The following is a 23346-nucleotide window of genomic DNA, read 5'->3' on the forward strand; positions in this document are numbered from 1 at the left end:
ACATATATCTATATAAAAGGAGAATGGATATAATATGTTGAAAAAACTTGTAGCAGTCATGACAGCATTCATGGTTATCTTTGGTGCTAGTAGCTTTATGTTTGTAGACCACGCAGCAGCGAAAAGTTACAAATCTGGTAAAAAATCATTTACACCAAGTTCAGGTCAAAAATCAAAAGTTGATTTAAACAAAAAAGATTCAAATGTAAATTCTCAAAAAACGACTCCAGATTCAAAAACAAAAGCAACAAATACAGCACCAAAAAGTAATAAAGGAAGCTTTATGAAAGGTTTATTACTAGGTGGTCTCGGTGGTTTACTAATGGGTAGCTTATTTGCAAATATGGGAGCTCTTGGTTCTGTATTAGCGTTTATGGTAAATATGTTAGTAATGGCTGGTATCGTAATGTTAGCAGTTCGTGCATTTAAATACTTCAAAGATCAACGTAAGAAAAAGGAAGATGAAGTAGCATGGAAACAATAAAAATTTCTGAACAAGAATTAATAAATGCGCTTTGCATATATATTGCTGAAAAAAGACAAGTTGGCCCAGAAGAAGTTTTAGTTGAACTCATGTACGACGATGACTACGGTTTCTCTGCTGAAGTAGAGGTAAATGGTCGCCAGCAAATTTTAATTCAAGCGAACTTAATCGAAGCACTACGCTTATTACTGGACAGAGAATATAATGTCAATTCATTTGCGGCAAGATTACAACTTGAATTAGATGATGAAGAAGGCATTTACGCATTAGCGAAATTTAATAACTCAGATGAGTAGGAAAAAGAGCTGTTGAGATTACTCTCAACAGCTCTTTTTAGTATGTGCATATGCAAGGGAATAATCACGCCAAATTTCATTCATTTTTCGTCTACCAACATCAATGTTCGGGTTAAATTGTATAGCAGCTTGTTGACGTACGGCATGTACATGTTGGATCGCTTGTTGTAAGTGTTGTTCAACCGAATGAGATTTTTTATTTGCTTGTTTTACAATTGAATATCCAGCAACAGTCCCTTGTGCCATTGCAATTTTCCCACTTTCAATGCCAATTATATTGCCAGCTACAAATAAACCGGGAAGAGGGGTTTCCATTGTTTCGGAATGGAGAGGAACATGACCGCCTAATTCCGGAATGTAACGGAACGGACAACCAGCTACAGCGGCCAGCTCAGCAAGAGGATATAAGCCGCCGGCAATACAAACGAAGTCTGCCTCATATATTTGTTCCGATCCAGTTACTATATTTCCTTTCGTATCAATATTAGCAACCCGTACACCTTCAACTTGATCTGTTCCGATAATTTCAAGAGCTGCTTTTCGAAGGTGAAGAGGTGTGCCGTTTATGTTCATACCTTTATTTGGATAGAAGTTTAATCCAGCTTGTTTCGCCCAATTATATTTCATCAATCGACTACCTATACGTAATAAAGGTGACGGGGCAAGATGAGCAGCATGTAAGAGAGAATTTAATACTTCTTCTGGTTCACCAGCCTTTTGACTTAATTCATTTTTTTCAGGAAGCACGATATGTTCCACTTTAATTCCCGCTAATTGTAATTCATTTAAAATAGCGAATGACAAAATGTTAGCACCAATAATTACTCCTTTTTTCCCAACTTGAACGCGGTGTACATTTGTCATTACTTGGGCTGCCCCGATTGACATAACTCCTGGAAGTGTCCAACCAGGAAGGGGAATGGAGTATTCAGCAGCGCCAGTAGCAAGTAGAACGAACGGTGCTTCTAACGTACCGATATTCGTATGTACGAACCAAGTGCTTTCATCTTTATCTAAATTATAGACGGAAATACCACATCGAATATCAACTGAAAGTGATTTTGCTTCTTCGTGAAGGCGTTTTGATTCTTCTATGCCGTTCCACCATTCTCCAGTAGGTTCTTGATGTAATTGACCGAGCAACCTTCCGCCAGGCTTCATAAATTCATCAATAACAAGTACATTGAAACCAAATCGAGCGCAAGAGATGGAGGCTGATAAACCTGCTGGTCCAGCACCGATAATAATGACATCGTTCATCGTTTTTTCACCATCTCTCTCACGATATTTGGATGTTGTTTGCCGCTATCAACAATCATATCTTTTTCTACAACAGTTAAGCATGCTCGTACGTTCGTTTGATTATTTACTGTGACGCGGCACTCAGAACAATGTCCGATATTACAGTAAATACCTCGCGGCGTCCCGCTGTCTTCATGCACTCTTAAAGTTCTTATTCCGTTTGCAAGTAAAGCGGCCGCAATCGTTTCATGTTCATATGCCTCATATTGTTGACCGTTAAATTGGAAAGTGATACGTTTACTACTATTTAAACTCCCTAAAACAGGGTGATGGGTAATTCTATTCATTTATTTTCACCTACCGCTCCAAAGGTAACTGCACGCACTGGTGGTTGATATTTTAATGGAATTTCATTAGTAGTTACGTCAGGATTTGCACTTTCAATCATTCGATCTATCATCATTCTACATGTGCGGCCACCGCAAAATCCCATACCAGCACGTGTTCTTAGTTTTAATTCTCTTGCCGAGCAATTATATTCAGCAATTGTCGATTGAAGTTGACCGTATGTAACTTCTTCACATCGACAAACAATTACATGATCTTTATTCGTCATATGTATTCCTCCTCTAGTTCGGTTTGCACAAATTATTATGCAAAAACTATGCCAATATAGAGGAGGGAAACGGTTATTGTAACCCAAGTTTTTTTAAACGGTTATATAAGGTAGCCCTCGTAACACCGAGCTGTTTTGCGCATTCTAATTTATTCCCATTCAAAATGCGTAAAGCCCTCTCAATGACTTTCTTCTCATGTTCATCCATCTCTTCTTGCAAAGAGAGAATCGTATTATTGTTGCTGAGTAATAGGGAATGAGCCGTATGATTCTCTAACGTTTCAGTTGTATGAAATGGTAAATACTCTTGTTTTATAATGCCGTCAGTCGCAAATACGACAAGTCTTTCAACAACGTTACGAAGCTCGCGAATATTACCTGGCCAATTGTAATGAAGCAGTTCATGCATAATGCTGGAAGGTAAGTCACGAATTGGTCTGTTATAGTTGATTGAAAAATGGTTTAAGAAAGAATAAGTTAATTCAATAATATCCTCACGTCTTTCGCGTAGCGGTGGAATATGCAAACTAACTACATTTAGGCGATAGTATAAATCTTCTCGGAACGTGCCTTTTCTCATTTCTTCTTGTAAATCACGATTTGTAGCAGCGATAATACGGAAATCAATCTTTATTTCTTTTTCTCCACCAACTCGGTAATATTTTCTTTCTTGTAGTACACGCAAAAGCTTTACTTGCATATCGAGCGGCATTTCTCCTATTTCATCAAGAAATAATGTGCCACCTTGTGCGAGCTCTATTTTACCTTTCTTACCTTTACTATTTGCACCAGAAAATGCCCCGCGCTCATAGCCGAATAATTCACTTTCAAATAATGCTTCTGGAATGGCGCCGCAGTTAATTGAAATGAACGGAGCTTTAGCTGCTTCACTTGCATCATGAATCGCTTTCGCAAATACTTCTTTTCCAACACCACTTTCGCCGAGTATTAAAACAGTTGATTTCACCGAACAAACTTTTCTAGCTAATTGTATCGTTCTTTGTATAACAGGGCTCTTTCCATTCATCGCAAGGAAAGGGTCTGATTCATCTTTATACTTTGCGACCTCTTGTTCTAAACGGTGCATTTCATGTGACATATTAAATAGTTTTTCATTTAAAGCAACTTGATTCGTAACATCAGTTTCTGAAACGACGGCTCCAATAATTTCATCGTTACAATACACTGGGTTTGAATTAATTAATACGAACAGATCTGGACGGGGCTGATGGAACTGAGCAATTATGCTTTTTCCGTCATGTAATGATTGTAAAATTTCCAAATCTTTATAGTCAAAAAAGCGAGTGATAGGTTGTCCGATAATTTCATTATGCTTGACTGAAAAAATCTTTTCGGCGCCATCTGTCCAGGTACGGACACGTTCTTTATCATCGATGACTGTAACAGAAGAATCAGTAGTTTGTATTACGGTGTTGTAAAAAGATTGGAGTTCATTGTAAGACTTAACAAGAAACGGAATGATTTGCTGTGCCGTTATACAGCATATTGGCTCTTTATTTCGGTTCATTATGATAACAGCTAGTTCATTGGAAACCCCGTCGATTAAAGTGGTGAACGAATCATCTTCATATATAACTGCACAATTATATTCTTCTGTAGTAGAAGGTCGGTAATAAAATTTTTCGTCAACTTGTTCAATGTGTTGAGTGCTATATGTATGATCAATAGATAATGTTTTTAGAAATTCTTTTATTGTGGGAAATGAGAATGCCATATTGTCCTCCTGTTATGTATAAAAATTTTGACAGTGATAAAAAAATAATACACTTATTTACGATAAATTTAAAATATTTTTACAAATAAAAATATTGTTTGTAAAAATTGTATATATGTACAGTTGGCACGTCAATTGCATAAAAGAAAGTGAGAGGTTTAGGGGAAGGAGGAGTATTTTGTGAGGCACTGCGACGTTTTAATAATTGGCGGTGGTATTATTGGCTGCTCGATCGCTTATTACACTTCAAAATACGGAAGAGACGTAACAATCATTGAAAAAGGAGAATTTGTCAGCGGGACGTCTTCACGCTGTGATGGAAATATTTTGGCTATTGATAAAGACCCGGGGTTTGATAGTCAAATGTCGTTAGTAAGTCAAAAATTAGTAACGGATTTAAGTGAAGAGTTAGAGCACTCATTTGAATATAGGGCGCCAGGAAGTATTCTCGTATGTGAGTCAGACGAAGAAATGGAAGCAGCGCAGCAATGGGTGAATCGTCAAAAAGAAGCGGGTTTACCGTTTCGAATGCTTGATAGGCAAGATATAAGAGCGGAATCGCCATTCTTTGCAGATGATTTATTAGGCGGGTTAGAATGCGCAACAGATTCGACTGTAAATCCATATCTTCTTGCTTTTTCACTTCTTGCAGAATCGAAGAAATATGGTACGAAGGCTTTTAATCATACGGAAGTAAAAGAAATGAAAAGAGATAAAGACGGTTCCTTTATTGTAGAAACGACAAATGGGACGTTTACTGCGAAGCAAGTGGTGAACGCAGCGGGTGTGTGGGCTCCAAAAATCGGACAAATGTTGGATATAAATATCCCAATTGAACCGAGAAAAGGGCATATTATTGTAGCTTCAAGGCAACAACACGTTGGTTGTCGTAAAGTTATGGAATTTGGTTATTTAATTTCTAAATTTGGTGGAAAACGAAAAGTGGATGCTTTAACTGAAAAATATGGAGTAGCTCTCGTATTTGAGCCCACAGAAAGCCAAAATTTTTTAATTGGTAGTAGTAGAGAATTTGTAGGGTTTCATACGAGGATAAATAACGAGGTTATTAAATGTATTGCGAACAGAGCAATTCGCTTTTATCCAAAAATGGTTGATATGATGGTGATTCGTTCCTATGCTGGGTTACGTCCGTGGACAGAAGATCATTTGCCGATTATTTCACGTGTGGAACATATCCCGAATTACTTTATTGCAGCAGGGCATGAAGGGGATGGCATTAGTCTTGCCGCAGTTACAGGGAAAGTGATTGAAGAGTTATTAAATGAAAAAGAAACAATCATTCCTATTGAACCACTTCGTTTGAGTCGTTTTACAGAAAGGGTGTTAAACGGATGAGGTCACAAAGAGTCTTTACGACGATTGATACACATACGGGTGGGAATCCAACGAGAACATTGATTAGCGGACTACCTAAGTTACTTGGAGAGACGATGGCAGAGAAAATGTTACATATGAAAAAGGAGTATGACTGGATTCGCAAATTGTTAATGAATGAACCGCGTGGTCATGATGTAATGTCCGGAGCACTATTAACAGATCCATGTCACCCTGATGCCGATATTGGTGTTATATACATAGAGACAGGCGGATATTTACCGATGTGCGGTCACGATACAATTGGTGTATGTACAGCTTTAATTGAATCAGGTTTAATTCCGGTAGTTGAACCGATTACTTCGTTAAAGTTAGATACGCCAGCTGGCTTAGTTGAAGTGGATATCTTTGTTCAAGATGGAAAAGCGAAAGAAGTCTCCTTTTGTAACATACCAGCTTTTGTATTGAAACATATCACGGTAGACGTCGAGAACATTGGAACTGTAGAGGCTGATATTGCGTATGGAGGGAACTTTTATGCCATTATCGATGCGAAATCAGTAGGGTTAGAGTTAGTACCAGAAAACGCATCTACAATCATAGATAAGGCAATTCATATAAGAAATATCATTAATGAGAAATTTGAAATCATTCATCCAGAGCATTCGTTTATTAGAGGATTAACCCATGTCGAGTTTTATACAGATCCTACACATGAAAGTGCGCATGTGAAAAATACAGTTGTCGTTCCGCCTGGAGGAATTGATCGTTCTCCATGTGGTACAGGAACATCAGCGAAGTTAGCGGTATTATATGCGAACCAAAAAATTGAGATTGATGAAGAGTTTGTTCATGAGAGTATCGTTGGTTCTTTATTTAAAGGGTGCGTTATAAATACGACAAATGTTGCAAATATGGAAGCTGTCGTAACGAAAATTACAGGTTCAGCTTGGCTTATGGGGATGCATAAATTTTTTTACAATGAAAAGGATCCACTGAAAGAAGGATTTTTGCTAATTCCGCCGATGGAACATGAAACGGAGGATGTAAAATGAACATTCAAAAAATGTATACAGCAGTAGACGTACACGTAAATGGCGAGGCATTCCGTGTAATAAAAGATGTACCATGCAAGTACTACTACAATTTAGAACAATTAAACGAACAATTTTCAGGTGAATTAGCAGAAGAAATGCAGCTTTTATTAAATGAACCGCGTGGTTTTATCGGTTTAAATGGATGTATCGTCGTTCCTTCTATTCATCCTGAAATCGATGCAGCTGTATTATTTTTTAATCATGAAGGGTCAATACCTCTTCATTACGGAGGTATTGTCGCAGTCATAACGATGTTACTAGAAAGCGGATATTTAAAAAAGAGAGAGACGAATCAATACAAAATCGAAACGTTATCTGGCATATTTTTAGTCCATGCGCATGTAGAGAATGATGAAGTTGTATCTGTTTCGTTTGAAAGTAAAGTATGTTATATGATTGAGAAAAATTTACAAGTTGAACATATAAGTTACTCTCTCATACAGGCAGATAAAGTATACGCAGTTGTAGAAAAAGATGCGTATTCACCAGAAATTCATATTGAAAACATTTCTGAATTGAAAAAATGGGGAGAAAGTACACTACAAGCTATACAAAAACAGTCGTTAATAAAAAGGCTTATTTTAGTAGATTCTTCGCAAAAAGAAAAGAACCATATAAAGTCGATTACCTTTCATGAAGATAACTTTATCGTACGATCGCCAGGTTTTGTTTCTACTATTGTGTCTTATGTTCACGCGTTATTTAAAAATAATTATATAGTGGATAAACCTTTTATAAATGAAAGTATATGTAATAGCTTTATAACTGTTGAAAAAGTGAAGAAGGAAGAAATAGGTTACATTTTCCGTTTTGAAAGTAGAGGATTTATTACAGGGATGCAGACGTTTCTATTAGATCCTACAGATCCGTTTCCGACAGGATTTTTATTAAAATAAAATAGTAAAGGGAGAGGTAAATATGAAAAATATTAAAGGGAGAGGTAAATATGAAAAATATTAAAGGGGCATTTCCAGTATTAATCACACCGATGGATGAGCTTCAAGAAATTAATTGGAACGGTGTAAAGCAAAACATAAATTATTTTATTAATCAAAAAGTAGCTGGCATTATTATTAATGGAAGTACAGGAGAGTTTGTGAGTTTATCAAAAGAAGAACGATTTAAAATGGTAGAAACAGTATTAAAAGAAGTGGATGGCCGTATTCCGGTTATTGTTGGGACTGCTGCGGAGACGACGAAAGAGACGATTGAATATACGAAACATGCGGAAGCGCACGGAGCGGACTGTGCATTAATTATTAACTCATACTATTGTAAGCCAAAAGAAGAGGAAATTTATTTTCACTTTAAAGAAATCTCAAACGCTGTAAATATACCAATTATGTTATACAATAACCCGTTTACATCTGGTGTTGATATGAGTACAGAACTCATGCTACGTATTGGAAAAGAGTGTGAAAATGTTACACATATTAAAGAATCTAGCGGAGATATTCGAAAAGCGAGAGATTTAGTAAGACAAGGCGAAGGTGCTTTTCAAGTATTCTGTGGATCTGAAGATTTAGTTATGGAATCTTATTTAGTTGGTGCAACGGGATGGGTTTCAGTAGCAGGAAATATCGTACCGGGACTTGTTACGAAAATGTATGAGCATTTCCAAAATGGTGAATTAGAAAAAGCTTGGGAAATAAACGATGCGATTTTACCTCTTTGTGAGTTTCTTGAAGGGTCCGGAAAATATGTACAAATCGTGAAACGCTCAATGGAATTACACGGGCAAGCTGGGGGGCCTTCTCGCTATCCGAGACTCAGATTAACTGAAGAAGAAGATCAAAAGCTTCAAATGATTATTTCAAAAATTGCAGCTCATGCAGCTGTTTAAATAAGGAGGAGAGCGTATATGTTAACGACAAATATTGAGCTGAAGCCAAAAGTGAAAGCGTTTTTAGACGAAGAGATTAAAATGTTTATTAATGGTGAATTTGTTCCTTCAATTAGCGGAAAGACGTTTGAAACATATAATCCAGCAACAGAAGATGTTCTTGCAGTTGTTTATGAAGCACAAGAAGAGGATATTGATACGGCAGTTAAAGCGGCACGATCTGCATTTGAATCAGGACCTTGGGCAGAAATGACTACTGCTGAAAGAGCACATCTTATTTATAAATTAGCAGACTTAATTGAAGAGCATGGAGAAGAATTGGCGCAGTTAGAAGCTTTAGATAACGGGAAACCATATCAAGTAGCACTGGATGATGATATTGCAGCGACTGTAGAAAATTACCGCTATTATGCGGGGTGGGCTACGAAAATTATCGGACAAACCATTCCGATTTCAAAAGATTATTTAAATTACACACGCCATGAACCTGTTGGCGTTGTAGGACAAATTATTCCTTGGAATTTTCCGCTCGTTATGTCTTCTTGGAAAATGGGAGCTGCACTAGCAACAGGTTGTACGATCGTATTAAAACCAGCAGAGCAAACTCCTTTATCCTTATTATATGCAGCGAAACTTTTTAAAGAAGCAGGTTTTCCAGATGGTGTTGTAAACTTTGTGCCAGGTTTCGGCCCTGAAACGGGAGCTGCAATTGTAAACCATCATGATATTGATAAGGTAGCCTTCACAGGTTCAACAGTTACAGGAAAATATATTATGCGTCAATCTGCAGAAACAATTAAACATGTAACATTAGAACTTGGTGGTAAATCACCAAATATCATTTTAGAAGATGCTGATTTAGAAGAAGCGATTAACGGTGCATTCCAAGGTATTATGTATAATCACGGCCAAAATTGTAGTGCTGGATCTCGCGTATTCGTTCACCGAAAACATTACGAAACAGTCGTAAATGAACTAGTAAAAATGGCGAATAACGTGAAACTTGGAGCAGGTATGGAGAAGGAAACGGAAATGGGTCCACTCATATCTAAAAAGCAACAAGAGCGTGTACTACATTACATTGAACAAGGAAAAGCTGAAGGCGCTACTATTGCTGCTGGTGGTGAACGTGCATTTGAAAAAGGTTATTTTGTACAGCCAACAGTATTCATAGATGTTACTGACGATATGACGATAGTTAAGGAAGAAATCTTCGGTCCAGTTGTCGTTGTACTTCCATTTGATTCAACGGAAGAAGTAATCGAAAGAGCAAATCGCTCTTCTTACGGACTCGCTGCAGGCGTATGGACACAAAATATTAAAACAGGACATCAAGTTGCCAATAAATTAAAGGCAGGAACGGTATGGATTAATGATTATAACTTAGAAAATGCAGCGGCACCATTTGGTGGATTTAAACAATCTGGTATCGGTCGTGAGTTAGGTTCATATGCGCTTGATAATTACACAGAAGTGAAAAGTGTTTGGGTAAATATAAAGTAATAGAGAGATGAAATAATGAGATAGACGGACAACTGGAAGTTTTAATAATAGTTGTCCGTTTTCTTATATATAAAATAGCTTTCAAAAGAATGATAAGGGGGATTTGGATGGAGCAGTTAGTAGAGTGGTTAGTAGGGCAAGTATGGAGTATTGGGTTAGTTGTTTTTGCATTAGGGGCAGGCGTGTATTTTACAATTGCAACTCGTTTTCTACAAATTCGTTATTTTAAAGAGATGATTAAACTATTATTTGAAGGGAAGAGCTCAGAAACGGGAATATCATCCTTTCAAGCATTTTGTTTAGCTTTATCAGGTAGGGTTGGAATAGGTAATATTGCTGGGGTCGCAACAGCTATCGCTTTTGGTGGACCTGGAGCTGTATTTTGGATGTGGGTAATGGCTCTTTTAGGAGCAGCTAGTGCCTTTGTCGAATCAACATTATCTCAAATATATAAAAGTAAAGTTGGAAATGAATATCGCGGTGGTACACCGTATTTCATTGAAAAAGGCTTAAACATGAAATGGTTTGCAATCATTGTAGCAGTCGTTGTAACACTTTCATATGGTGTTTTATTACCAGGTATTCAATCTAGTAGTATCGCAGTTGGATTCGAAAACTCTAATGGTATTAGCAAATATATAACTGGTATATTGTTAGTCATATTATTAGCAGCAATCATTCTTGGTGGCGTAAAGAGAATTGCTGGTGTTTCGCAAATGCTTGTTCCATTTATGGCAATTGGTTATGTAATTGTTACATGTATCGTATTAATTGCGAACGTAACAGAAATTCCAAGTATGTTTGCATTAATTTTCTCTAGTGCTTTTGGTGTAAATGAAATGTTTGGCGGAATTGTCGGTGCAGCAATCGCATGGGGCGTAAAGCGTGCTGTATTTTCGAATGTTGCTGGTGTTGGAGAAGCGACGTATAGCTCCGCTGCTGCTGAAGTATCCCATCCTGCAAAACAAGGATTAGTTCAAGCGTTTTCTGTATATATCGATACAATTGTTGTTTGTACAGCAACAGCTCTTATGATTTTAATAACAGGTATGTATAATGTTATACCGGAAGGGAAAAGCGCTATTGTAAAAAATATAGGGAATGTCGATGCTGGTCCAATCTATACACAACAAGCAGTTGAAACTGTTATGACTGGGTTTGGTCCATTATTCATTTCAATCGCAATTTTCTTCTTCGCATTTACAACTTTACTCGCATACTACTATATCGCTGAAACGACACTTACTTATTTAGATCGTGAGCTTAAATATAGCTGGTTAAAACCAGTTTTGAAAATTGGATTTTTAATTATGGTTTACATCGGTAGCATAGAATCAGCGTCGCTTTTATGGAATCTTGGGGATTTAGGAATTGGTAGTATGGCATGGTTAAACTTAATTGCGATTCTACTATTAAGTAAAATCGCATTAAAAGTGTTAAAAGATTATGAAGCGCAGAAAAAAGAAGGGAAAGATCCAGTATTTGATCCTAAAAATGTAGGAATTGAAGGTTTAACATTTTGGGAGGAAAGAAGTAAAGAGGTTGCAAGAAAAAACTCTAAAGAACAAGCGGTAGTGGATGATAGTCTGAAACTGTAGTTTAAATAAACTGAATATTCGTTCTATCGAATGAGGTATATTGCCTTCTTTTCATCACATACTACAGTAGGTACAGATAATTTGAATGGAGGTAATAATAAGATGGAACACGAACAACATCATAGTTCAGTAAATGACGTTCTACATCATTATAAAGAAGGTATCGGTAGTTTTACAAACCAAATTCCTGAAATTGCTGAAACATATAATGCATTCACGCAAGCTTGTTTTCAAGAGGGTTCTTTAACAAAAAGGGAAAAACAACTTATTGCATTAGGAATTAGTCTAGCAACGCAAGATGAATATTGTACCGTTTATCATACAAAAGGGTGTCTTGATCAAGGGTGTTCAGATAAAGAAATTCTGGAAGCGTGTGGTGTATCAGCAGCATTTGCTGGTGGAGCTGCAATGAGTCAAGCGGTAACTTTAGTGCAAGAGTGTTTAACAGAACTGAAAAATCAAAAGCATTGAATAGAAAAAACGTTTTAAACTTTATGTTTAAAACGTTTTTTATGTGAAATTACATTTGTATTCATTTTAATATTTTATTTCTTCATAAATCGAATTCTCTACATCAGGAAGAACTGTGTATATGCTTTTACTGATTAAAGCTTCTAATTCTTTCTTAATTGCATAAAACCCTTTCCAATGTAATGATGTATGAGACGTTGTACCGTGACGTAAACCAACGGAAATCAATCTTCTTTCCAGCGTAGTAAAACCATCCGCGTCAGCAAGAGCATCACAAAGAGTAATTACTTTATTGTATAAATCGTAGTTACAATGTTCATTCAATATTTCAACTAATTGGATTCTCATATGGTCAGGAACGAGACTCCACTCCGCTGCGATATCTATATGTTCATTTTTGCATGGGAATGAGTGTGTAACACAAATAACAGCGTTTCCTGTATACCCTAAATCATTCATATACATATAACCATCATAGGAATGAATGACCGATTTGGTAAAACCTTTGTATCTTCCAATATCATGCAAAAGGGCAGCATTATATGCTATATCAGCATCTAGGTTATACCCATTTTTAATAAGTTCTATAATTATGTTTTCAGTTGCCTGAGCAACATTTATTGAATGTTCAAACCAAGGACCGGGGTTTTGTTCATATGCCCATTCGAGTAATTCTTTTGCATATGTTCTATCTACTATATATTTCATATCGTTATCCTTTCCCTAAAAAATCATGTTTTAAAGAATTTCATCTTAGTATATCATTATTCCTGCTTTAAAAATTGGTACAATGAAACAAAAGGGGGATTAGTAATGCGAAATTTAGTAATTGAAGAGATTAAGAAAATAAATGATGATATGGAAGAGCTTTCTGAACTTTTGAAAACGGTTGTAAATGATGGGGCGTCAATTGGTTTTTTACCTCCACTGGATCAAAAAGAATCAGCGAAATATTGGGAAACTGTTTTAGCACCAGAAGTGATCTTATATGTTGCTAAAATAAATAATGAAGTGGCAGGGAGTATTCAATTACATTTAGTTACAAAGCCTAATGGGATTCATAGAGCTGAAATTTGTAAGTTAATGACTCATCCAAACTTTAGACGTAATGGCATTGGACGTTCACTTATGCAAAAAGCAGAGGAACGAGCGAAGCAAGAAAACAGGACTCTTTTAGTGCTAGATACTAGAGAAGGAGATCCTTCGAATAAATTGTATAAATCATTAGATTATCAAGAAGCTGGAAAAATACCAGAATACGCAATTTCTCCAAATGGTAATTTAGATGCCACAGTTATTTATTATAAATTTTTATAAGTGATGATTAAAATGCTGTCATGCTTAAAATAATAAAGTTTGATTTTTAACACCGTCTATATTTCCCTAGCGGTGTTATTTGAATTTAATTAATGTGCTAATTGAATTTGAGAAAGTTTTTAGAGGGTTCTTTTCGTAATGTTCCTCGACTTATAATGGATGTAGAGAAGATGACTAGGCAACTATAGTTATTTTCGCTTTATTATGGGAAAGGGGATGACGAGATGAAAACGAAAGGTTTACAGAAGGTGAAGAAAGTTATATTAAGTGGTGGGATATTACTTACAGGATTGTTAACTTTCGGTTTTTCAGAAAAAGCTTCAGCTCATGGATACGTAGAATCACCAGCGAGCCGTTCTTATTTATGTAAGCAAGGGGTAAATGTAAATTGTGGTCCGATTCAATATGAGCCGCAAAGTGTAGAAGGAATAGGTGGATTCCCGCAATTAGGACCTTCTGATGGACAAATCGCAGGAGCTGGCCATTTCCCTGCTTTAGACGTTCAAACAGTTGATAGGTGGAAAAAAGTTACGTTAAACGGCGGGACGAATACATTTAAGTGGAAACTAACCGCACCTCATAGTACGAAAGAGTGGAAATATTATATTACGAAAAAAGATTGGAATCCAAACAAGCCTTTAACGAGGTCTGATTTAGATTTAGTGCCTTTCTATGTGAAAAATGATGGAGGAGCTAGACCTGGAACTTCCGTAACACATGAAGCAAATGTGCCTACTGATAGAAATGGATATCACCTTATTTTAGCTGTGTGGGAAATAGCGGATACTGGAAATGCATTTTATCAAGTTATAGATGTTAACCTTGTAAATAACGGTTTACCATCAAATAACGTGCTAAATCATGTAGCACAAGTTCCTACTTTATTTTAAATAAAGTATACATTTCGATCATCTAATTCATTTTAGATGATCTTTTTTACGAAAAACGATGAAAAATATAGAAGAAAGTGCAATTATTTATAAAAAATTATGCTTTAAATATTGTCATATTTGCTTCTTTAAGATATCCTTTTCATGAAGAGGTGGAAAACATGGAAAAAGTACTAGTTTTCGGGCATAAAAACCCAGATACAGATGCAATTTGTTCTGCAATTGCTTATGCAGAATTGAAAAAAGAATTAGGAATGAATGCTGAGCCTGTACGTTTAGGCGAAATCAGCGGTGAAACTCAATTTGCGTTAGACTATTTTAAAGTAGAAGGACCGCGTTTTGTTGAGACAGTTGCAAACGAAGTGGACAACGTTATTTTAGTAGACCATAACGAGCGTCAACAAAGTGCTAACGATATCGAATCTGTTCGTGTGTTAGAAGTTATTGATCATCACCGTATTGCTAACTTTGAAACAAGCGATCCTATTTACTACCGTTGTGAGCCAGTTGGTTGTACAGCTACAATCTTAAACAAAATGTACAAAGAAAACGGTGTTACAATTCGTAAAGAAGTTGCAGGTTTAATGTTATCTGCAATCATTTCAGATTCTTTACTATTCAAATCTCCAACTTGCACAGAGCAAGACGTAGCAGCAGCTCGTGAATTAGCGGAAATCGCTGGTGTAGATGCTGACAAATACGGCTTAGAAATGTTAAAAGCTGGTGCTGACTTAAGCGGAAAAACAATGGAGCAATTAATCTCTCTTGACGCTAAAGAATTCCAAATGGGTAATGCGAAAGTTGAAATCGCACAAGTAAACGCTGTTGATACAAATGACGTTCTTGTACACCAAGCTGAACTTGAAAAAGTTATCTCTGCAGTAGTAGAAGAAAAAGGTTTAGACCTATTCTTATTCGTTGTAACTGATATCTTAACTAACGATTCTGTCGGTCTTGCGATCGGTAAAGCAGCAAACGTTGTTGAGAAAGCATACAATGTATCTCTAGAAAACAATACTGCTACATTAAAAGGTGTAGTATCTCGTAAAAAACAAATCGTACCAGTATTAACAGAAGCATTCCAAGCTTAATATTATTGAGTATGATTTAACAAAAAGACAAGTAGTCAGATTGGCTACTTGTCTTTTTCTTTCTCTAAAAAACAGAAAATTAGAATTTTAAAAGGAGAGTTGTGTATGTTTAATGATTTGGAGAGTAAATTACAATTACTTTTAGAGCGAAATATTACTTCTGTTTTAGAATTAGAAAATTGGCTTTTCGATGAACTGCGTGTAACCGCTGAAGTAGAAGAGAAGATAACAAATAGTTTAATTTCCATGTATAGAGATACAAACGATAGTAATATACGTGATTTACATATGTATAACCAAAATACAATTCAGCCACTTTTAAAAAGATACAATGCAAAATTTGACCAGAAATTTAGAGAGTGTCAGTTTTCCGACTTATTAGATGAGCAGAAATATGGATTTATGAAAAAAGCAAGATTTGTAAAGAGTAAAATGTTTAATGAAAAAAACATTGCTCTTTCTATTAAAGAGCAAAAGTGCATTGCGAAGTATAGAGAAATAATGTCTAACATAACAATTAATTGGGAAGGCGAGCAAAAGACGTATGCACACGTTAAAGCAAAGCTAGATAACCTAAATAGAGCTATTCGCGAAAAAGCTTGGTACGCTTTATGTGAAGCAAGGAGTGCAGTGAAACCAGAAGTGGATCGTATTATGAATGAACTTATACAATTGCGGAATGAGATAGCTTTAAATGCAGGGTTTAATAATTATAGAGAATATGCTTTTAAACAAAAAAACAGAGATTACAGTATTGATGATTGCTATAAGCTCCATGAATCTATAGAAAAGTATGTTGTACCAATTTGGAAACAGTTAGGAAGTATTTCTAAAAAGAATCTCGGTGTAAAAACGTATCGCCCTTGGGATCTTTCTCCATGTAGTTTACCAAAAGTCCCATTCCAAAATGTGATTGATTTATTAAATGGTGTGGAAGAAATATTTCGAAAGACAGATTTATATTTTTATGAGAAATTTATTCATATAAGGAAAGCTGGATGCATTGACGTAGAAGAACGTGAAAATAAAGCACCAGGAGCTATTTGTTTTACCTTGCCTCATAGTAAAGAGGTTTTTGTGTATTCTAATTTTAGTCCTTCATTTTATGCAATTAATGCACTTATACACGAAGTGGGGCATGCATTTCATTTTTATAAACAATTTAAAAACGATAGTAGTATGCAGGAAAGATATCTGCGCGAAGAGGTGGCTGAACTTTATTCCCTCAGTCTTGAGTTATTAGTAATGGATAAGCTGAATGTTTTTTATAAGCAAGAGGATGAATATAAAGAAGTGCAACGCGTACAAATATATCGTGTTTTGTCTTTATTAATGTCGTCAATTGTAGGAGATGTATTCCAGCACTGGATCTATGCGAATCCAAACCATACACCAGAAGAACGTGATAAGAAATACGCCGAACTATGCAAAAGATATCAATATTCAACAGTCGACCTTGCAGGATTAGAGGATGAAATCGGTGCAAGTTGGATAGAGTCATTTCACTATGTTCAGTTTCCTTTTTACAAAATTGAATATGCAATTGCACAAATAGGAGCAATGCAATTGTTTCAAATTTACCGGGAAGACCCAGAAAAAGCGATTGCTTTCTTTAAAGAAGGTGCGAATGCAGATTGGAATTTATCTATACAAGAAATATATGAAAAAACAGGTGTCACGTTTGATTTTTCGGAAGAAAGGATAGAAAGTACTGCAAGTGTTATTTTGGATGTAATCAATGAATTAAAATAAGGATAGCATTCGCTATCCTTATAACTGTTTATTCGTAGATTTTTTCTTGTTTATATAAAATGTAATAATAGCTGTAATTAGGAAAATAGGTAGGGCATACGCTTGCCCAACAAACAATTTCCAGCCAATATGATTATAGCCTTGGGATGATGGAGCGATCATAGCGATTATGCAAATTATAATATAGAGTACTAGTGCAGGGAGTATATTTTTCATTTGTTCACCTCCTTCTAAAGATATAATATTTTATTATTTATATATTTTAATTATTATTAAGGGCTTTGAAAAGTAAATATACTATTGTTTATAGTATTATAATATTTACAAGAAGGTACTATGTTTAAATAGGGTAATGGGGGTTCAAATCTTAAAAAAGTGAATTATTAGTAAAGAAGATGGTCATATGGTAAAAGATGTAATTTTTATATTTAATATCATTATATAGCATGTTGAGGGCAAAATGTATAAAATAATTAACATTACTTATGCAGGAGAAGAGGTAAGAAATATATGGGAAGGTTATGCATAATTCCATGCGGAAAGAAGAAAATTTGGGATAAGTATCCTGATTACGGACCGATGGAGGCAAAAGATGTATATATTAGCCCGTTCGGAAAAGCATGTCAGGCATATGCAACAATGTTTTTTGAGAGTTGGGTTATATTATCGGCGAAGCATGGATTTTTAAGGCCAAATGATATTGTACTAGAAAACTATGATCTTGCGTTTGATTCAAAGAGCGATAAGGTAATAAGTATAGAGCAATTACAAAAACAGATGGTAGATAAAAGTTTACTACAGTTTGACGAAATCGTCTTACTTGCAGGGAAAAAGCATAAAAAAGTAGTAACAAAGCTATATCCAGAAGAAATGATTACATATCCGTTAGAAGGATGTAAAGGAATTGGATATATGTTGCAGAGGTTGAAAGAGGCAGTGAAGGAAGAGGAGGAAATATAAGTATAGTTTCGGTCACCATGAGCTTAAACTGTTTTTAGGGAATTAAAACGTAAAATAGAGTTTTTAAGCATCGCCAAAAAGGTGATGCTTTTTGTTCGTGTCACCACTTTTTATATCGAAAACGATTTGCCTTCACCTTTAGAAAATGTAGGATGTATGGGGACAGTTAAGATTGTAAGAGGGAATAGCAATAAGACAAGTTTTGAATATGATATTAAGAAAGGAGATGTTGATAAATAATGGCCAGATATAGTTTGCATGGAGGACACAATAGTATTGTTCAAGGGGCTAATTTTGGGAATCGGAAAGAACACGTTCTAGATAGGCAAGTTAAAGATGCTGTGGCGGCTAAGTTAAGATCCCTAGGACACACGGTTTATGACGATACGGACGAGGTAGGGACAACTCAATCACAAAATTTAAATAATATCATTCGGAATAGCAATTCCCATGCTGTGGATTTAGTTATTTCTTTTCATCTTAATGCAAGTGATGGAAATGGACAGGGTGTTGAGGTTTTGTATTATGATCAGAAAGATTTGGCGGCTAAAATATCAGCTCAACTAGCAAAAGATATTGGATGGCGTGATCGAGGTGCGAAACAACGTACAGATTTAGCGGTATTAAATGGAACGAAGGCACCGGCTATTCTTATTGAATTAGGATTTATTGATAATGAATCCGACATGGCAAAATGGAATGTTGATAAAATCGCTAATTCTATTGTATTTGCTCTTACAGGACAAACTGGAGGAGGTGCAACGGACTTGCTCAAAGTAAAAACTGGTGGTGTAGCATTTAGCAATTTACAAGCTTTGGCTCAGGCGATGGTTGATGCGGGTATTGATGGACAAATTGTCGTTCAGAAAGATGGCATTGGTTATGCTATAACGAATGGCTATCCGTCCGGAAATATCGATAAATTTACAGCTTGGTTAGATGCACGTAAATGGTACTATGAGTACTTGAGATAAAACGAAAATTAGTTTGATTAAAAACTAAAAATTGTCTTATTTTTAGCTAACAAATATATTAAGTAATTAATAATTATGTAACTATAAATATGGATAATGTATATGTAAAGTAGTACACAAAACCACCTGTCAGAAAGGTGGTTTTGTGTATCCCGCTTTAATGGGCAGTAAAATTCATACCTCAAAATTCGGATGAAGCTAAGAAATTAGCTGGGAATTGTACTGCTTGTGGCCTCCTACTGATTATAGTTTAGAGCTTTGTAAGTCTTTACTTATTAAACCCGTAATAATATTTTATTTTCTCAATACATAAGCCGAATTTTAAATTATTACTAAATAATACAATACTTCTCATACTATTTATTAGATGATAATAGCAAAAAAACAAGCTTTGAATATAATAATGAAAAAGGAGATGTTAAATAATGGGTTATATTGTAGATATTTCGAAATGGAATGGCGACATTAACTGGGATATTGCAGCACCACAATTAGATTTTGTAATTGCACGTGTGCAAGATGGTTCAAATTATATAGATCCTTTATATAAAAATTATGTACAAGCAATGAAAGCAAAAAATATTCCGTTTGGTAATTATGCGTTCTGTCGTTTCGTTTCAGTAGAGGATGCACGGATAGAGGCGAGAGACTTTTGGAACCGTGGTGATAAAAATGCCACAGTTTGGGTAGCTGACGTAGAAGTAAAAACAATGAACGATATGAGAGTGGGTGCACAAGCTTTTATTGATGAATTACGCAGATTAGGAGCTAAGAAGGTTGGTTTATATATTGCTCATCATATGTATGATCCATTTGGAATGGCAAATGTCAATTGTGATTTTGTATGGATTCCTCGTTATGGTGGTAACAAACCAGCCTACCCATGTGATATTTGGCAATACACAGAAACAGGGAATGTAGCCGGTATAGGAAAATGTGATTTAAATAAGTTAATGGGAAATAAACCGTTAGTTTGGTTTACTAATCAAACTATTGAACAATCGACAAAACAAGAAGGAGTTGGAATTATAGTGAATAAATTTAGTAAAGTTGTTACGTATGAATTTGGTACAGCATTAGTAGTAGAAATGTTAGGAATGATGGATGCTCTTGGGTATGAATCTCGTATTATCTCATATGGAGATAAACAAGGATTAGTTAGATTTGAAACAGCATATCGCCAAGGGAATGAATTAGATCGAGCGACAGCGTGGTTAGATGCTAAAGGACTTAAATATTTTTATACAAAAGAATAGTTTGCTAAATAAAAAGCCGTCATGTGACGGTTTTTTATTTTTATGTAATCTTTTAACTCTACTTATAATATGGAGAAAATAGATTAACAAACAAGCCATTGTATACTTTCAAACATAGAATATGATGCATTCTATCAAGGAGGAAGCATATTTATGAGAAATACTTGTCATTGTGGACATTTTCAAGATTGTAAAAAATTTTGGGATGATTTGATGTTTGGGAGATATGGATGTAAACGCAATGATTTTCACGAGTGTTGTTGCAAAGAGAAACCGAAGTGTGAGTGTGAAAAATGTCATTGTAAAACAAAAGCGAAATGCCATTGTAGGCATGAAGAGGAAGGGTATTAATAATAAAAAGGAGTACGATACGTACTCTTTTTTGGGGTGATTATATTCCATGTTGAACAGATTTCTTTACAATTAACCATGTGTCTTTCTTTTTAATCGTTATAGCTACATTAGTTCCATTAGATTCCTTATAAAAGATATATCCATTGTTTGAGTTTACATATGTGACTGGTTCGCCTATGCAATCTCGCGAGCAGGATTTGTTGACTAGTTCAATTAGGGATAGTTCGCTTGGACCTGTTTTACTTGCTTCTATAACAGCATCAAGGTTCGTTTTTCGATAGCCTTGTAAGTTGATATGAAAAAGCTGCTCTATTTCTCCTGTAATGCTAGTATTCATTACTTCTACTGAATTCTTTTTTTCTTGAAGAAATCCGTTTTCATAAAGTAATTTTGTATATCCAATCCATGCTATTAATACTAGCATGGAAAATATACCCGTCATTTTAAGCGTTCGTAGTCGTTTACTTACAATAGTTTCTGAGTATTTCATTCAGTCTAATCCTCCAATGTTTTTAATTTAAAATATGCTTGGATACATACTTTTAGAAGAGGATGAAATTTGATGAGTTTTCAATAAAAAAGAAAACATCCAGAGTTAGATGCTTTCTTTTTTGTATTTTTTGCTATCTGTTCGTTACTTGTTTCATAAGTGGTCTAATTTCTTTAACCGGTGGTTTTTTATCGTATACATCAACGTAAGAAAAATAATAATTTAAGTTTCTGAGAATTCCTTTTCCTATTTTAGCACTTAAGAAAGGAAAGACTTGTCCAGTATAATCATCAAGAGATTTACAGTAGTATTTTTCATCTAAATATATACTGTATTTACATGTTAGTTCTACTAGTGAGTTTCCTTCATCATCAATTACTTCTTTAGAATCAATAATGTCTATTAATGCGAATTTTTCATTTAGATAAACTTTCTTCTTTTTCTCATGTTTATTTGTAAGTATAAATACGAGACCAATGGCGTTAATCAAACTATTTCCTCCTATAAAAAACGGATATTAATAAAATATATCGATATACGTTAAATGTAAAGAGGATAGGTGAAATATCATTGCTAGAAAGTTCGATAAGCCGATTTGGTTTTCAAATCGGCTTATTGTTATTGAAATACTTGCGGGAATTGCTGTACGATTGCGTTTGTTATCATGTCGGACATTTCTAAAGCTTCTTTTTCAATTTTATCGTACAATTTTACTCCTGCTTCATAATCTTTATTTAGAAATGCCAGTGCTTCTGCTTTTGTTAATGCTAGATGTTCATAAAACATTTGTGTAAATTCTTCTTTTTGTATATATGGGTTGATGCTAGTAAGAAACGCTACAATTTCATCACCGTTAGCGTACCATTTTTTCTCTATAGCGACAGCTGCGTTTTGGTCACCAGCTTTTGCGGCTTTAACAAGATCTGCTGCAATTACTAAGTGGTCTTTAATTAATGCACTATATTTTTTTACTGCATCTTCACCATAGAATGGTTCAAGAGATAGTCCCATATGTGTTGCATTTTGAAGAAGCCGTTTAACTGTAACGTTTACGTCTGGTAAATGAAAGACAATACTTATAATAGCTAATCTCGTCCAAGCGACATGTTGTTCCCATAAGGAACGCATATAACCTTTTAAAAAGTTCTCATTTTTACTAATTCTGTAATTACGTACAGATGTATCAAAGTGTAGATAATGGTTATGATAGGGGGAGTAATACGATTGCCAATAAGAATACATAAACGGTAACACTCCTTTGAACATGTATAACTCAAAGTATGATGGGAATTTATAATTAGTTACGTGTCCTCGTTTATTTTCAGAAATTGATATGGAAAAAGATGAGGAATTTTATTGCGTTATATATAAATAAATTGAATATAAAGTAAAAGAGGCTCTGCAAGGGAAGTTGCAGAGCCTCAAAAGGGTATTGCCGAGATGTCGGACTCGACTACGTAATATTATCATAAAATTCTATTAAAAAAACCTGGTAAATGTGTCCAATTGAAAGTGAGTCTTTAATAAAGTGAAAGGGACCTGCTTCCCGCGGCAGATCCCTTTCACTAGATAATGTCGATGAGCAAAAACTCATCTGGAGTACCTTTATAGTAACAAGTGAAATTCGTTTTGTGTATTGAGAAAAAAGAATTAGATAATTAAATGTTAAGCATTTATATTTTACCTTTTGTGATTATCACCATTTGTAGTGAGTGGATTAAGATTATAAAATGGCGATAAGATTTATAATTACATCTAATAGTGTTATGAAATATATAATAATAATAAAAGACCCGCTTATATAAGCAGGTCAACTTAAGGGGGTTATCAAACAGAATATTTCATATGTTAACAACTGTATTGTATTAAGTCTATAAGGTTCATATTGAGAAAATGATTATGAACGATCTATTTCGCACGTGTATTAACGTTTAAAAAGTTGAGAAAGAAAATGAAAAAGCTTTCTATAAGAAAATAATGGTTGGTACTTATAGTATGATTCATATTTCCACGCTTCATTATTTGAGAATTGGGGTTGGTTC

General features: G+C 35.1%; 25 protein-coding genes. 16 read left to right on the top strand and 9 right to left on the bottom strand.

What is annotated here, in order from left to right; genetic code table 11:
* Nucleotides 1–34: 34 nt before the first annotated feature.
* Nucleotides 35–484, top strand: a complete 450-nt coding sequence (locus FH036_RS03385; protein WP_139895343.1) for a hypothetical protein — start codon at nt 35–37, stop codon at nt 482–484.
* Nucleotides 472–780, top strand: a complete 309-nt coding sequence (locus FH036_RS03390) for a YxcD family protein (RefSeq protein ID WP_000447750.1) — start codon at nt 472–474, stop codon at nt 778–780. The genes FH036_RS03385 and FH036_RS03390 overlap by 13 nt, the downstream gene beginning before the upstream one ends.
* A 24-nt stretch (nt 781–804) precedes the next feature.
* Here the strand turns inward: FH036_RS03390 and FH036_RS03395 are convergent, their stop codons facing one another.
* The 4 genes from FH036_RS03395 to FH036_RS03410 form a co-directional block, all read right to left on the bottom strand.
* Nucleotides 805–2040 carry an NAD(P)/FAD-dependent oxidoreductase gene (locus tag FH036_RS03395; RefSeq protein ID WP_139895344.1) on the bottom strand — a complete coding sequence of 412 codons (1236 nt, stop codon included), beginning with the start codon at nt 2038–2040 and terminating at the stop codon, nt 805–807.
* The gene (locus tag FH036_RS03400; RefSeq protein ID WP_139895345.1) at nt 2037–2369 is read right to left on the bottom strand and encodes a (2Fe-2S)-binding protein; all 333 of its coding nucleotides are present in this window, start codon (nt 2367–2369) and stop codon (nt 2037–2039) included. The genes FH036_RS03395 and FH036_RS03400 overlap by 4 nt, the downstream gene beginning before the upstream one ends.
* The gene (locus tag FH036_RS03405) at nt 2366–2638 is read right to left on the bottom strand and encodes a (2Fe-2S)-binding protein (protein WP_098669746.1); all 273 of its coding nucleotides are present in this window, start codon (nt 2636–2638) and stop codon (nt 2366–2368) included. Before FH036_RS03405 ends, FH036_RS03400 begins: the two co-directional genes overlap by 4 nt.
* A 73-nt stretch (nt 2639–2711) precedes the next feature.
* Nucleotides 2712–4373, bottom strand: a complete 1662-nt coding sequence (locus FH036_RS03410; RefSeq protein ID WP_139895346.1) for a sigma-54 interaction domain-containing protein — start codon at nt 4371–4373, stop codon at nt 2712–2714.
* Nucleotides 4374–4553: 180 nt separating this feature from the next.
* On the opposite strand from FH036_RS03410, the gene FH036_RS03415 reads away from it, so the two are divergent.
* From FH036_RS03415 to FH036_RS03445, 7 genes are all read left to right on the top strand, one after another.
* Complete coding sequence (locus FH036_RS03415; RefSeq protein WP_139895347.1) at nt 4554–5729, top strand: NAD(P)/FAD-dependent oxidoreductase; 1176 nt, start codon at nt 4554–4556, stop codon at nt 5727–5729.
* Nucleotides 5726–6763, top strand: coding sequence for a proline racemase family protein (locus tag FH036_RS03420; RefSeq protein ID WP_139895348.1), 1038 nt, complete (start codon nt 5726–5728; stop codon nt 6761–6763). Before FH036_RS03415 ends, FH036_RS03420 begins: the two co-directional genes overlap by 4 nt.
* A complete protein-coding gene (locus tag FH036_RS03425) occupies nt 6760–7701 on the top strand; it encodes a proline racemase family protein (RefSeq protein ID WP_138321880.1) in 942 nt (313 codons plus the stop codon). Before FH036_RS03420 ends, FH036_RS03425 begins: the two co-directional genes overlap by 4 nt.
* Before the next feature lie 50 nt (nt 7702–7751).
* Nucleotides 7752–8648 (top strand): 4-hydroxy-tetrahydrodipicolinate synthase, encoded by an 897-nt coding sequence (gene dapA, locus FH036_RS03430; protein ID WP_139895349.1) that lies wholly within the window; start codon nt 7752–7754, stop codon nt 8646–8648.
* A gap of 18 nt (nt 8649–8666) precedes the next feature.
* Complete coding sequence (locus FH036_RS03435) at nt 8667–10151, top strand: aldehyde dehydrogenase family protein (RefSeq protein ID WP_139895350.1); 1485 nt, start codon at nt 8667–8669, stop codon at nt 10149–10151.
* A gap of 107 nt (nt 10152–10258) precedes the next feature.
* Nucleotides 10259–11749, top strand: coding sequence for an alanine/glycine:cation symporter family protein (locus FH036_RS03440; protein ID WP_139895351.1), 1491 nt, complete (start codon nt 10259–10261; stop codon nt 11747–11749).
* Between the two features lie 30 nt (nt 11750–11779).
* Nucleotides 11780–12220: a carboxymuconolactone decarboxylase gene (locus FH036_RS03445; protein WP_162837647.1), complete on the top strand. Its 441-nt coding sequence runs from the start codon at nt 11780–11782 to the stop codon at nt 12218–12220.
* Nucleotides 12221–12286: 66 nt separating this feature from the next.
* On the opposite strand, the gene FH036_RS03450 is transcribed toward FH036_RS03445, so the two are convergent.
* Complete coding sequence (locus FH036_RS03450) at nt 12287–12928, bottom strand: HD domain-containing protein (RefSeq protein ID WP_000875267.1); 642 nt, start codon at nt 12926–12928, stop codon at nt 12287–12289.
* A 105-nt stretch (nt 12929–13033) separates the two neighbouring features.
* Between FH036_RS03450 and FH036_RS03455 the strand changes: the two genes are divergently transcribed.
* The 4 genes from FH036_RS03455 (at nt 13034) to FH036_RS03470 (ending at nt 17270) form a co-directional block, all read left to right on the top strand.
* On the top strand, nt 13034–13537 hold the full coding sequence (locus tag FH036_RS03455) for a GNAT family N-acetyltransferase (RefSeq protein WP_139895352.1): 504 nt from the start codon (nt 13034–13036) through the stop codon (nt 13535–13537).
* Nucleotides 13538–13761: 224 nt separating this feature from the next.
* Nucleotides 13762–14427, top strand: a complete 666-nt coding sequence (locus FH036_RS03460) for a lytic polysaccharide monooxygenase (protein WP_000850065.1) — start codon at nt 13762–13764, stop codon at nt 14425–14427.
* Nucleotides 14428–14588: 161 nt separating this feature from the next.
* Nucleotides 14589–15518 carry a manganese-dependent inorganic pyrophosphatase gene (gene ppaC, locus FH036_RS03465; RefSeq protein WP_000416850.1) on the top strand — a complete coding sequence of 310 codons (930 nt, stop codon included), beginning with the start codon at nt 14589–14591 and terminating at the stop codon, nt 15516–15518.
* A 105-nt stretch (nt 15519–15623) separates the two neighbouring features.
* Complete coding sequence (locus FH036_RS03470) at nt 15624–17270, top strand: M3 family oligoendopeptidase (protein WP_139895353.1); 1647 nt, start codon at nt 15624–15626, stop codon at nt 17268–17270.
* Between the two features lie 18 nt (nt 17271–17288).
* Here the strand turns inward: FH036_RS03470 and FH036_RS03475 are convergent, their stop codons facing one another.
* Complete coding sequence (locus tag FH036_RS03475; RefSeq protein ID WP_000789867.1) at nt 17289–17486, bottom strand: DUF4017 family protein; 198 nt, start codon at nt 17484–17486, stop codon at nt 17289–17291.
* Nucleotides 17487–17780: 294 nt separating this feature from the next.
* Here FH036_RS03475 and FH036_RS03480 point away from each other — a divergent pair, with 294 nt between their 5' ends.
* The 3 genes from FH036_RS03480 to FH036_RS03490 all read left to right on the top strand — a co-directional run bounded on the left by FH036_RS03480 (nt 17781) and on the right by FH036_RS03490 (nt 20460).
* On the top strand, nt 17781–18230 hold the full coding sequence (locus FH036_RS03480) for a DUF6884 domain-containing protein (protein WP_000532994.1): 450 nt from the start codon (nt 17781–17783) through the stop codon (nt 18228–18230).
* Nucleotides 18231–18469: 239 nt separating this feature from the next.
* Nucleotides 18470–19204, top strand: a complete 735-nt coding sequence (locus FH036_RS03485) for an N-acetylmuramoyl-L-alanine amidase (RefSeq protein WP_000135293.1) — start codon at nt 18470–18472, stop codon at nt 19202–19204.
* 425 nt (nt 19205–19629) lie between these two features.
* A complete protein-coding gene (locus tag FH036_RS03490; RefSeq protein ID WP_000540603.1) occupies nt 19630–20460 on the top strand; it encodes a GH25 family lysozyme in 831 nt (276 codons plus the stop codon).
* Nucleotides 20461–20851: 391 nt separating this feature from the next.
* Here FH036_RS03490 and FH036_RS03495 read toward each other — a convergent pair whose 3' ends face one another.
* The 3 genes from FH036_RS03495 to FH036_RS03505 form a co-directional block, all read right to left on the bottom strand.
* Nucleotides 20852–21304, bottom strand: a complete 453-nt coding sequence (locus tag FH036_RS03495; protein ID WP_138321887.1) for a hypothetical protein — start codon at nt 21302–21304, stop codon at nt 20852–20854.
* Nucleotides 21305–21437: 133 nt separating this feature from the next.
* The gene (locus FH036_RS03500; protein ID WP_000606237.1) at nt 21438–21794 is read right to left on the bottom strand and encodes a hypothetical protein; all 357 of its coding nucleotides are present in this window, start codon (nt 21792–21794) and stop codon (nt 21438–21440) included.
* Nucleotides 21795–21922: 128 nt separating this feature from the next.
* Nucleotides 21923–22546: an acetylglutamate kinase gene (locus tag FH036_RS03505; protein WP_070806231.1), complete on the bottom strand. Its 624-nt coding sequence runs from the start codon at nt 22544–22546 to the stop codon at nt 21923–21925.
* Nucleotides 22547–23346: the final 800 nt, after the last annotated feature.

This window comes from Bacillus sp. CD3-5 (assembly GCF_006349665.1).
GTDB lineage: Bacteria > Bacillota > Bacilli > Bacillales > Bacillaceae_G > Bacillus_A > Bacillus_A paranthracis.

Excerpts from the sequence above, each read along its gene's own strand:
- FH036_RS03385 (WP_139895343.1), top strand. The coding sequence starts at position 35 with ATGTTGAAAAAACTTGTAGCAGTCATGACAGCATTCATGGTTATCTTT.
- FH036_RS03390 (WP_000447750.1), top strand. The coding sequence starts at position 472 with ATGGAAACAATAAAAATTTCTGAACAAGAATTAATAAATGCGCTTTGC.
- FH036_RS03395 (WP_139895344.1), bottom strand. The coding sequence starts at position 2,040 with ATGAACGATGTCATTATTATCGGTGCTGGACCAGCAGGTTTATCAGCC.
- FH036_RS03400 (WP_139895345.1), bottom strand. The coding sequence starts at position 2,369 with ATGAATAGAATTACCCATCACCCTGTTTTAGGGAGTTTAAATAGTAGT.
- FH036_RS03405 (WP_098669746.1), bottom strand. The coding sequence starts at position 2,638 with ATGACGAATAAAGATCATGTAATTGTTTGTCGATGTGAAGAAGTTACA.
- FH036_RS03410 (WP_139895346.1), bottom strand. The coding sequence starts at position 4,373 with ATGGCATTCTCATTTCCCACAATAAAAGAATTTCTAAAAACATTATCT.
- FH036_RS03420 (WP_139895348.1), top strand. The coding sequence starts at position 5,726 with ATGAGGTCACAAAGAGTCTTTACGACGATTGATACACATACGGGTGGG.
- FH036_RS03425 (WP_138321880.1), top strand. The coding sequence starts at position 6,760 with ATGAACATTCAAAAAATGTATACAGCAGTAGACGTACACGTAAATGGC.
- dapA (WP_139895349.1), top strand. The coding sequence starts at position 7,752 with ATGAAAAATATTAAAGGGGCATTTCCAGTATTAATCACACCGATGGAT.
- FH036_RS03435 (WP_139895350.1), top strand. The coding sequence starts at position 8,667 with ATGTTAACGACAAATATTGAGCTGAAGCCAAAAGTGAAAGCGTTTTTA.
- FH036_RS03440 (WP_139895351.1), top strand. The coding sequence starts at position 10,259 with ATGGAGCAGTTAGTAGAGTGGTTAGTAGGGCAAGTATGGAGTATTGGG.
- FH036_RS03445 (WP_162837647.1), top strand. The coding sequence starts at position 11,780 with ATGAGGTATATTGCCTTCTTTTCATCACATACTACAGTAGGTACAGAT.
- FH036_RS03450 (WP_000875267.1), bottom strand. The coding sequence starts at position 12,928 with ATGAAATATATAGTAGATAGAACATATGCAAAAGAATTACTCGAATGG.
- FH036_RS03455 (WP_139895352.1), top strand. The coding sequence starts at position 13,034 with ATGCGAAATTTAGTAATTGAAGAGATTAAGAAAATAAATGATGATATG.
- FH036_RS03460 (WP_000850065.1), top strand. The coding sequence starts at position 13,762 with ATGAAAACGAAAGGTTTACAGAAGGTGAAGAAAGTTATATTAAGTGGT.
- ppaC (WP_000416850.1), top strand. The coding sequence starts at position 14,589 with ATGGAAAAAGTACTAGTTTTCGGGCATAAAAACCCAGATACAGATGCA.
- FH036_RS03470 (WP_139895353.1), top strand. The coding sequence starts at position 15,624 with ATGTTTAATGATTTGGAGAGTAAATTACAATTACTTTTAGAGCGAAAT.
- FH036_RS03475 (WP_000789867.1), bottom strand. The coding sequence starts at position 17,486 with ATGAAAAATATACTCCCTGCACTAGTACTCTATATTATAATTTGCATA.
- FH036_RS03480 (WP_000532994.1), top strand. The coding sequence starts at position 17,781 with ATGGGAAGGTTATGCATAATTCCATGCGGAAAGAAGAAAATTTGGGAT.
- FH036_RS03485 (WP_000135293.1), top strand. The coding sequence starts at position 18,470 with ATGGCCAGATATAGTTTGCATGGAGGACACAATAGTATTGTTCAAGGG.
- FH036_RS03490 (WP_000540603.1), top strand. The coding sequence starts at position 19,630 with ATGGGTTATATTGTAGATATTTCGAAATGGAATGGCGACATTAACTGG.
- FH036_RS03495 (WP_138321887.1), bottom strand. The coding sequence starts at position 21,304 with ATGAAATACTCAGAAACTATTGTAAGTAAACGACTACGAACGCTTAAA.
- FH036_RS03505 (WP_070806231.1), bottom strand. The coding sequence starts at position 22,546 with ATGTATTCTTATTGGCAATCGTATTACTCCCCCTATCATAACCATTAT.